16 protein-coding genes are annotated in these 7,743 nt (G+C 28.7%); all 16 read left to right on the forward strand.

The window, feature by feature from the left end; translation table 11 throughout:
- Positions 1 to 657 precede the first annotated feature (657 nt).
- Positions 658 to 1,041, forward strand: a complete 384-nt coding sequence (locus tag VLM92_RS17395; protein ID WP_414708157.1) for an HNH endonuclease — start codon at positions 658 to 660, stop codon at positions 1,039 to 1,041.
- Positions 1,042 to 1,193: 152 nt separating this feature from the next.
- The gene (locus tag VLM92_RS10040) at positions 1,194 to 1,973 is read left to right on the forward strand and encodes an HTH domain-containing protein (RefSeq protein WP_325276208.1); all 780 of its coding nucleotides are present in this window, start codon (positions 1,194 to 1,196) and stop codon (positions 1,971 to 1,973) included.
- Positions 1,973 to 2,395 carry a hypothetical protein gene (locus VLM92_RS10045; protein WP_325276209.1) on the forward strand — a complete coding sequence of 141 codons (423 nt, stop codon included), beginning with the start codon at positions 1,973 to 1,975 and terminating at the stop codon, positions 2,393 to 2,395. Before VLM92_RS10040 ends, VLM92_RS10045 begins: the two co-directional genes overlap by 1 nt.
- A 28-nt stretch (positions 2,396 to 2,423) precedes the next feature.
- Positions 2,424 to 2,741, forward strand: coding sequence for a hypothetical protein (locus VLM92_RS10050; RefSeq protein WP_325276210.1), 318 nt, complete (start codon positions 2,424 to 2,426; stop codon positions 2,739 to 2,741).
- 98 nt (positions 2,742 to 2,839) lie between these two features.
- Positions 2,840 to 3,499, forward strand: coding sequence for a hypothetical protein (locus VLM92_RS10055; protein ID WP_325276211.1), 660 nt, complete (start codon positions 2,840 to 2,842; stop codon positions 3,497 to 3,499).
- Entirely contained in the window at positions 3,492 to 3,812 is a 321-nt protein-coding gene (locus VLM92_RS10060) for a hypothetical protein (protein WP_325276212.1), read from the forward strand. Before VLM92_RS10055 ends, VLM92_RS10060 begins: the two co-directional genes overlap by 8 nt.
- A gap of 1 nt (position 3,813) precedes the next feature.
- Complete coding sequence (locus VLM92_RS10065; RefSeq protein ID WP_325276213.1) at positions 3,814 to 4,128, forward strand: hypothetical protein; 315 nt, start codon at positions 3,814 to 3,816, stop codon at positions 4,126 to 4,128.
- Positions 4,128 to 4,442, forward strand: a complete 315-nt coding sequence (locus tag VLM92_RS10070) for a hypothetical protein (RefSeq protein ID WP_325276214.1) — start codon at positions 4,128 to 4,130, stop codon at positions 4,440 to 4,442. Before VLM92_RS10065 ends, VLM92_RS10070 begins: the two co-directional genes overlap by 1 nt.
- A complete protein-coding gene (locus VLM92_RS10075; protein WP_325276215.1) occupies positions 4,396 to 4,935 on the forward strand; it encodes a macro domain-containing protein in 540 nt (179 codons plus the stop codon). The genes VLM92_RS10070 and VLM92_RS10075 overlap by 47 nt, the downstream gene beginning before the upstream one ends.
- Before the next feature lie 18 nt (positions 4,936 to 4,953).
- Complete coding sequence (locus VLM92_RS10080) at positions 4,954 to 5,175, forward strand: hypothetical protein (protein ID WP_325276216.1); 222 nt, start codon at positions 4,954 to 4,956, stop codon at positions 5,173 to 5,175.
- A gap of 4 nt (positions 5,176 to 5,179) precedes the next feature.
- A complete protein-coding gene (locus VLM92_RS10085) occupies positions 5,180 to 5,731 on the forward strand; it encodes a hypothetical protein (RefSeq protein WP_325276217.1) in 552 nt (183 codons plus the stop codon).
- 12 nt (positions 5,732 to 5,743) lie between these two features.
- Positions 5,744 to 5,932: a hypothetical protein gene (locus VLM92_RS10090; RefSeq protein WP_325276218.1), complete on the forward strand. Its 189-nt coding sequence runs from the start codon at positions 5,744 to 5,746 to the stop codon at positions 5,930 to 5,932.
- 31 nt (positions 5,933 to 5,963) lie between these two features.
- Positions 5,964 to 6,161 carry a hypothetical protein gene (locus tag VLM92_RS10095; RefSeq protein ID WP_325276219.1) on the forward strand — a complete coding sequence of 66 codons (198 nt, stop codon included), beginning with the start codon at positions 5,964 to 5,966 and terminating at the stop codon, positions 6,159 to 6,161.
- Positions 6,133 to 6,498, forward strand: coding sequence for a DUF7694 domain-containing protein (locus VLM92_RS10100; RefSeq protein WP_325276220.1), 366 nt, complete (start codon positions 6,133 to 6,135; stop codon positions 6,496 to 6,498). The genes VLM92_RS10095 and VLM92_RS10100 overlap by 29 nt, the downstream gene beginning before the upstream one ends.
- Positions 6,499 to 6,505: 7 nt before the next feature.
- Positions 6,506 to 6,739 carry a hypothetical protein gene (locus VLM92_RS10105; RefSeq protein ID WP_325276221.1) on the forward strand — a complete coding sequence of 78 codons (234 nt, stop codon included), beginning with the start codon at positions 6,506 to 6,508 and terminating at the stop codon, positions 6,737 to 6,739.
- A 554-nt stretch (positions 6,740 to 7,293) separates the two neighbouring features.
- The coding region (locus tag VLM92_RS10110; RefSeq protein WP_325276222.1) for a hypothetical protein at positions 7,294 to 7,743 on the forward strand (450 nt) is incomplete at its 3' end.

Consider the following 7,743-nt stretch of genomic DNA (forward strand, 5'->3'; position numbering starts at 1 on the left):
ATTTATAGCAAAACGCTTCGAAGTTTTCGCCCCCCCTCCCCAAAAAAAATTTTTTCCGTTGAATCAATAGCAGTCATTATGCTTTAATTTCTATGCATTTGGCGAACACGACACGATTACGATATTCCGGGCATCGTTCACCGTCTCTAAGCGGTAGTAGAGTCTTTCCTTGTTCTGGTATGAAACAATCATCTCGATACTTACATACATTACACGAACTATTTTCTTTCCCGAATTGAATTGAATAATTGTAACAACGTGAACCGATACAAGTATTATATCGTTCATGTTTGATTGAATGCTTGCAATCGAAACATAAATCACCGAAATTATATTTTTCGCAAATAACCATAATGTTCTATCCTGTTCGTTCATTAATATATTGAATGATCTTTTCTCTTTCTCCGCTCTGAAAACGTGCATAGCCGCATATACGTTGAACTAAGCAACTGTACGATATGTCTAAAACATCCGCAAGTTCAGCCAAAGAAATGTTTTTCTCTTTTCGTAGTGAATCAATTTCCTTATCGCGTTGAATCATATTTGCCCCTTTCATATAAATAATAATAATAATTATTACTATTATTTAAATATAGATAATTGCATAGTATATTAATATTATTTTAATTAATATTTAGAAAATGGAATAAAATAATAATGGTATCATTAAAGCCTTGCGCATTACCGGGATGCCCGAATCTTGTCGAACGTGGATATTGTAAAACGCATGATGAATACAACAAACCGAAAAGAAACAATGAGGCGTTTAAGAAACTTGATTCAAAGAAAACAAAAGAATCTATAAAGTTCTATGTCTCACCAGCATGGAGAAAAGTATCAAAACATTATAGAAAATTGCATCCAATTTGCGAACGATGCGAACGAACAAGGCCATTAAATCCGCAAGCGTCAGTACTTGTACATCATATAAAGCCCCTTGAATATGTGATACGAGACAAGGAAAGCCCATATAATTTTCGCAATTTGGAAGCACTTTGCCTTGCATGTCATAACAGAATTCACTTAAAGCGGAAAAAATAATAATAAAAACTATTTACAAGTATCTACCAAATAATTATTATTATTATAACGGCGACTTGCACACACACAATTAATCTTCAAATGCCGTTCCGAATTGAATTAAACTCTATTCTATATTATTATTATTTATTTCAACCAAAAGGAGTTTTATAATGAATGAACTAATAAATAATAATGAGAATAAATTTCCAAAGTTTAAAATAGATGTTCTTCAAAGATATTTGTTTTTAGACGAACTATTACGAAATCCGATAAAATATCCTATTGAAAAAATTAGTAAAAAATTGAATCTAACGGAATGTGGTGTACGCAGTACAATTGGAAGAATTCGAGATCAATTTAAACAATATGAAATTACTATATTAAATAAATTAATTACCATACATGTTCATGGAAAAAAACCACAAGAAAAAGACATTATCAACAATATTAATGATGCAAATAATTTTAATAACAAAAAAAGATACGAAACATTGGCAAAAAACAGAACAATAAAATCACCAAATTATGAAAAATTATTACAAGTATTAAAAAAGCATCCTGATGGAATCCATGTCGAAAGTTTAATTAAAAAAACAAATTTAGATAAAGCAACTATATATACATCAATTTATACACTTAGAAGAAAAAAATACAATATTATAATGACCGAAAATGGCTATAAAATAATAAAACAAAACAAATCTAATAATGAAATAATTATTCCACCAATAAACAATAAAACATTGCCGCAACTTGACTTTAAAAACTCATTAATTCCCCCTGAATATAAAGAACTTTTTAATAATTTACCAGACAACGACAAGATCGATTGTATAAACATGTTAAAAAAAAGCATGTATCATTTTAAAACCGCAATTGCATTAATTGAGGCAAATCAAATTGCATTCAATTTCTGTAAAGAATTAACCGAAAAAGGAGGATCAATTTGATGAGACAAAAAACAGTTTCAATGATCAAAAAAGTTCATGATTTATTAATAAGTAATAATTATTTAACTACGGAAGAATTATGCAAATCGGTTCATTTAAAACGTTGGGCAATTTATCATATTATCCGTAAATTGAGATTAGATGGTATCGGAATTATTCCGACAAGAAAAGGCTATATACTTTCCGAATCCGCTCAAAAACGTGATGATGTAACATTTATTCGACGTTGTTTCGGACGTAGAACTTCTGATTTAATAGCGCTTCATGCTGCCGAAAATGATATCGTCAAAAGATGGAAAAGCATTGAAGATAAAAATAATATTAATCAAGTATTTAAATATTTATCATTGAAACCAATCAACGAAAAAAAAGCAATTGACGGAATGCATTATTTAATTGAATCGATAAATAAACATGATTAATTTTGAACAAATTAGGATGTTACTTTCATTGGCTGGTTTTGATAATTTCGACGTTCATTATTCAAATCTAACATATACTTTTACCGGTACATATTGCTATTCAAATAAATTTCATTATGAAATACGAATTGAAGAGTTTTTATGCCCCAAAGAATTCTCAAATTTCTTTTATCTTTCATTAATAAAAAACAATGAACCAATTTTAAACAATATTTATGGTAAAGAAACAGAAATTTTCAAATTGTTAAAAAACGCTCTGCAAATTGTTGTCGATGAAATAAAAAGAGACCGCCCGAAATTCAAAGGAAAACAAATTAAAGGAGACATAAAAGGGGAAAACAATTAAAACGAATGAATTTAAATATATAAATTATAATTATAAATATTACAGCAATTACAAAAGAATTTTGACGAATATACATTTGAGAAAAACGAGGGAATAAGATGATGTTAGACTTATCTTTTTTAGAAAAAGAAGATATACAATATCTTGAAAAAATAATGTTTAATCAAAACGAACAATTAAAAATATTTGATTATGAATTTTATAGTAAAATTGAACCAAATCATTTAAAATTAATCGCACATAAATATGGAATTTATAGCTTCCCGACAGTTGAATTATGCGCATGGCTGAAACATCGATTTGATTTAACAAAAGCAATCGAAATTGGTTCTGGAAATGGCGCATTAGCAAATTATCTGAATATACCCGCAACGGACGCGAAAATAAGTGAACTCCCCGAAATTAAAGAATATTATAAATTAATGAAACAGCCGATTGTAAAATATGGAAATAATGTACTGAAATATGATGCAATATCAGCCATTAGAAAATTTAAACCCGAAACAGTTATTGCCCAATGGATAACCCATAAATACGATCCAAAGCGACCGTTTAATGAAGGAAGCACTTATGGTGTAGACGAACAATGGGTCATTAACAATGTGAAAAATTATGTATTCATCGGTAATGAATATACGCATAAACACAAGTTTATACTTGAAGAAAGTCATCAACGTATTAAAAAAAAATGGTTGGTTTCCCGCAGTCAATATCCTCATTTAAATCTAATTTACTTGTGGAGCAATCACAATGTCTAAAAAAAAACAAATTGGTTTAAAAGCGATTGATAATATTCAATTATTTATTAATTATTTACTAACTCTTGGGTTCTTAGTTCTTAAAGACAAAACTTTTGAAACAATATTTTTTAAAAAACAAGATGACGGAACAATATATACAATAACATTACATAGAGAAGTTGGATATTATTTTTTAAAACTTCAAATAAATGACAATGTTGAATCAGATTATTTTGAAAACAATAGCAAAACAGAATTTATTTATAATTTAAGTAAGTTTTTAAAATATCTTCATGTAAAACATAAAACAGTCTTCTTTAAGGAACGTTAAAATGGATTTTCCATCAATTGCAACATTGTTTTTTTCTCTGGGAATTGATAAAAATAATATCAGATATGCAATTAAAACTAACAAACAAATATTAACAGTAAAATATGTTATCCAAAACAACATAAATTTTAATTTAATATTATTTGAAACAATTTACGAGATAAAAAATAATTGTAAATATGGGGTGAAAGTTTCAATTCAAGGGGGAAAAAAAGTCAAAAAAAATACAAACGATATCGACTTGTTTTATTCAACATTATTTACATGTTTCGTTTTATTGAATGAAATAATAAAAGCAACAAGGGAGTTAAAATAATGGATTACATTGATTTAATAATGTCGTTTTCAAAAATGGATTGGTCGGTTATTGTCGGATATTATTGTTCTTTTTTAACTTGGGGAATTGAAATTGGAGAAAAAACAGATCCTGATAATAATTATATTAAAGTGGAAAAATTTGAAAAATGTGCAATCGTTTTATATGATATTAGTTTGATGATAAATGGAAAAAAAATGATAAAAAAAGAAAATGTTAATTGTATAGATTATGCAAAAACACTCAAAAATTGTTTGGAAATTGTTTATGAGAGAACAAACAAAAAATACAAAAAAAATAACAACAACGAATAGATCATCATGCACTATAATTTTAAATGAACGTGATGATATGTTTAATTATGATGTTGATGCCTATGTGTGCCCTGTAAATTGTCTTGGCATTATGGGTAAGGGGCTTGCATTGAAATTTAAAAAAAAATACCCTGACTATTTTAAATTTTATCAATATCAATGCCGACAAAAAAGAGTTACAATCGGAAAAGTTTTTCCGTATTATAATCGACTCTCATTATATCCGACATACATATTTAGTTTCCCAACAAAATTTCATTGGCGAGAATCATCCAAAATCGAATACATAAAATCAGGGTTACAATCGTTAAAAAGAGATATTATTATTTATGATATACATACAATAGCGATTCCGGCTTTAGGCTGCGGATTGGGAAAACTTGATTTTGACGATGTTTCAGCATTGATTGAAAGAAAATTAATTACAATATTGAATTTAACTATTTATCTTTTTCAACCGCAAGATGGAAGTTGGAAAAAAAATAATTATTAAAAAAAAGGAACATTTATTATGGTTAAATTTGTTGCCGAAGCAAAAAGCGGTCCTCTTATCGGATTAGGAATAACCGAAAAAAACGTTCAATTATTAAAAGAAGGGAAACCAATATTTATTGATAAATTCCAGTTGGGAATTAATCATAACATTGGAATATTTTATGCTAAAAACGAAAAAGAACTTTATGAAATATGTAAACCATTTTTAAACGATAATACGGAAATGAGAGAATTTTAAAAATATGAGTAATCGACCAAAAGGGTTAGATAAAGAAAAAATACGTAAATTATATAAAGATGGATATTGTATTTCATATATAGCGAGAAAATTTAATTGCCGACAAAATGCAATTTATCATCATATAAGTGATTTGATTATTCCCAACAAATACTATATTAAACGTTTTTGTAAATTGTCAGCAAATCAAGTAAAAGAAATTCGACATTTATATATTAATTCAAAAATTTCAGCAATTTATTTATCGAGTATTTATGAAGTATCAGAAACAACAATACTAAATATAGTGCATGGAAAATATTATAAATGGGTACCCGGAAAAATAATAAACAAAAACGGCAAGATTGAAAAAATACCAAAAAACGATTTTACTGATCAAAATGTTAAAAAAAAGGGAATGATGAAATCCGGTCCAAAAGCAGGGACCAAAAAAAATATGATTCGAGGTGGGTTGAAACCTATAGCAGACAAATATAATGTTTCAATTTCAACTATTTGTCGATGGATTAAAAAAGAAAAAATTAAAATAGATAAAAGAAAAAAAACTCAAATATAAACGGATATTATTATGTGTGAATATGAAATAATCGACGAAAGCGGAAATAAAATTACAGGAGAAAAAGCAAAAAACTTATGTTGTCCTGATTGGTCAAAAAAATGTGAAGTATGCGGGGCATCGCCAATATTGCCATTAACCGGAATGTGCGGACTCTGTACTTTCGGGGAAGCTGAAACAATCGATGGAAATTGGTTTTAAATTTATCAACTAAAAAGAAGGAGAATATTCAATGAAAGACGGCGCATTTATTAAAATTGAACTTAATCACGACCATAAGCTTCAATACACTCATGATGGTATGTCAATGTTTGAGGCAATTGGTGTGCTTTATCATCAATTTACGAAATTGGTTGTTTGTACCATAAGTGAAAACAATAAAATAACGAAAGAGGAAAATAATGAGAAAAACACCTTTTCCGGAACTTGAAAATTATAGAATAAAAAATCAATCTTCCATAGAGAATGGAAATTGCGGGCATTTTCAAATTAAAAAAAAACCTTCGAATAAAACATTGTTTATTATTTCTTCCGACGGTTACGGTTGGGATCACGTTTCGGTCCATGTATTAACAAAAAACGACAAAATAATATTGCCGACATGGGATGATATGTGTTTTATAAAAAATATATTTTTCGATCCGGAAGAAACAGTTGTTCAATTTCATCCTGCCCTATCCGAATACATCAATGTTCATTCGGGCGTACTTCATTTGTGGAAAAGTCAAAAATATGACTACGACTTGCCTCCCCGCTTTTTGGTTTGAGGAATATATGAACGAAAAAGAAAAAAAGAAAATGAAAGTTGATTTTTCAATAATGCTTGCCGAAACTTCGTATTATGACAAGACTTTCTCCGAAGCGGAAAAAGCAATCGAAAAATGGAAAAAATATATACGTGAATTAAAACTAAGTTCCCATGATTTTTCATTGCTCAATTACATTCTCAACTCCCGCCTTGAAAATATTAAAATTTTAAAACCTCACTTTTCGCATCATACAAAATAATACAATCGATTCATTTTCGAAATAAACGAACAGAAACAGGGCGTCAGACTACGATCTGAAAGCCCCCCAAGGCGTAGTGCCCCTAAAAACGATCCTCCCTCAGAGCGCCTAATAGAGCCATAGTTGATTATGCGCATTTTTGAAAGTTAGTTGCGCCTAATTTTGTGAAAAGAAAAAGAACCAAAAAGAAATGTTTTTTTATTTTTTTTTAAAAATAAGTAGGGAAAACCAATAAATATATAAATAATATAAATAATATATAAATATATAAATAATAAAAAAAGCGGGTACTTATTATACATCAAAATCGCACCCACTCTCTTTGAAGATCAAAAAAACTCAAATTATAGACTTTTTATTTGTATACAAGTTGTATACACTTTTTCGCGTATCATATGGCAATTGGAAGTTCCCGGTGATACCCGAAAGTATCCAATGATACTTCAAAGTCCCCGATTGTTATTGTCAATATTACATTCGCTCTTCTTTATGATTTTTTATTGAGTATTTTTTTAAACAGATCAAGATTAATATCATTCATAAAAGGAATCAAAATGTATGCAAAACCCATTAATCGCTTGCATTTAACAACTCCAATTTGGAAAACAAAACCACATATACGAGCCTTATGGTTTACGCTTTTAATGCATCGGGACTCCAGAGGATATATTGATGCTTTAATTAAAGATATACAACAATTGTCAGAATTGCCGACAAATTTATATAATGATGCAATGGAATATCTTTTGGGGGAATCAGACAATAATAATAATAAATATATCATTTTAACCGAAAAGGGAATCAAGCTTAATTGTCTTGACAAAAAAGACCGTGATAAAATTTCCAATCTTCCAAAATGGAAGGAAAAATCCGCTGAAGGCTTTGAAGAATATATAAAAATGACCGAAATTGGATTCAAAGAAATAATGAGAGATTACAATTTTCTTCTTGAACTTAAAGAGTTTTTTCCAAATGCGCATATTTCAAGATCAATTCAACGCGCA

Source organism: Romboutsia sp. (genome assembly GCF_035470145.1).
Taxonomy (GTDB): Bacteria; Bacillota; Clostridia; order Peptostreptococcales; family Peptostreptococcaceae; genus Romboutsia_D.

Coding starts and splice junctions, on each gene's coding strand:
- VLM92_RS17395 (WP_414708157.1), top strand. CDS start 658: ATGGTATCATTAAAGCCTTGCGCATTACCGGGATGCCCGAATCTTGTC.
- VLM92_RS10040 (WP_325276208.1), top strand. CDS start 1,194: ATGAATGAACTAATAAATAATAATGAGAATAAATTTCCAAAGTTTAAA.
- VLM92_RS10045 (WP_325276209.1), top strand. CDS start 1,973: ATGAGACAAAAAACAGTTTCAATGATCAAAAAAGTTCATGATTTATTA.
- VLM92_RS10055 (WP_325276211.1), top strand. CDS start 2,840: ATGATGTTAGACTTATCTTTTTTAGAAAAAGAAGATATACAATATCTT.
- VLM92_RS10060 (WP_325276212.1), top strand. CDS start 3,492: ATGTCTAAAAAAAAACAAATTGGTTTAAAAGCGATTGATAATATTCAA.
- VLM92_RS10065 (WP_325276213.1), top strand. CDS start 3,814: ATGGATTTTCCATCAATTGCAACATTGTTTTTTTCTCTGGGAATTGAT.
- VLM92_RS10070 (WP_325276214.1), top strand. CDS start 4,128: ATGGATTACATTGATTTAATAATGTCGTTTTCAAAAATGGATTGGTCG.
- VLM92_RS10075 (WP_325276215.1), top strand. CDS start 4,396: ATGAGAGAACAAACAAAAAATACAAAAAAAATAACAACAACGAATAGA.
- VLM92_RS10080 (WP_325276216.1), top strand. CDS start 4,954: ATGGTTAAATTTGTTGCCGAAGCAAAAAGCGGTCCTCTTATCGGATTA.
- VLM92_RS10085 (WP_325276217.1), top strand. CDS start 5,180: ATGAGTAATCGACCAAAAGGGTTAGATAAAGAAAAAATACGTAAATTA.
- VLM92_RS10090 (WP_325276218.1), top strand. CDS start 5,744: ATGTGTGAATATGAAATAATCGACGAAAGCGGAAATAAAATTACAGGA.
- VLM92_RS10095 (WP_325276219.1), top strand. CDS start 5,964: ATGAAAGACGGCGCATTTATTAAAATTGAACTTAATCACGACCATAAG.
- VLM92_RS10100 (WP_325276220.1), top strand. CDS start 6,133: ATGAGAAAAACACCTTTTCCGGAACTTGAAAATTATAGAATAAAAAAT.
- VLM92_RS10105 (WP_325276221.1), top strand. CDS start 6,506: ATGAACGAAAAAGAAAAAAAGAAAATGAAAGTTGATTTTTCAATAATG.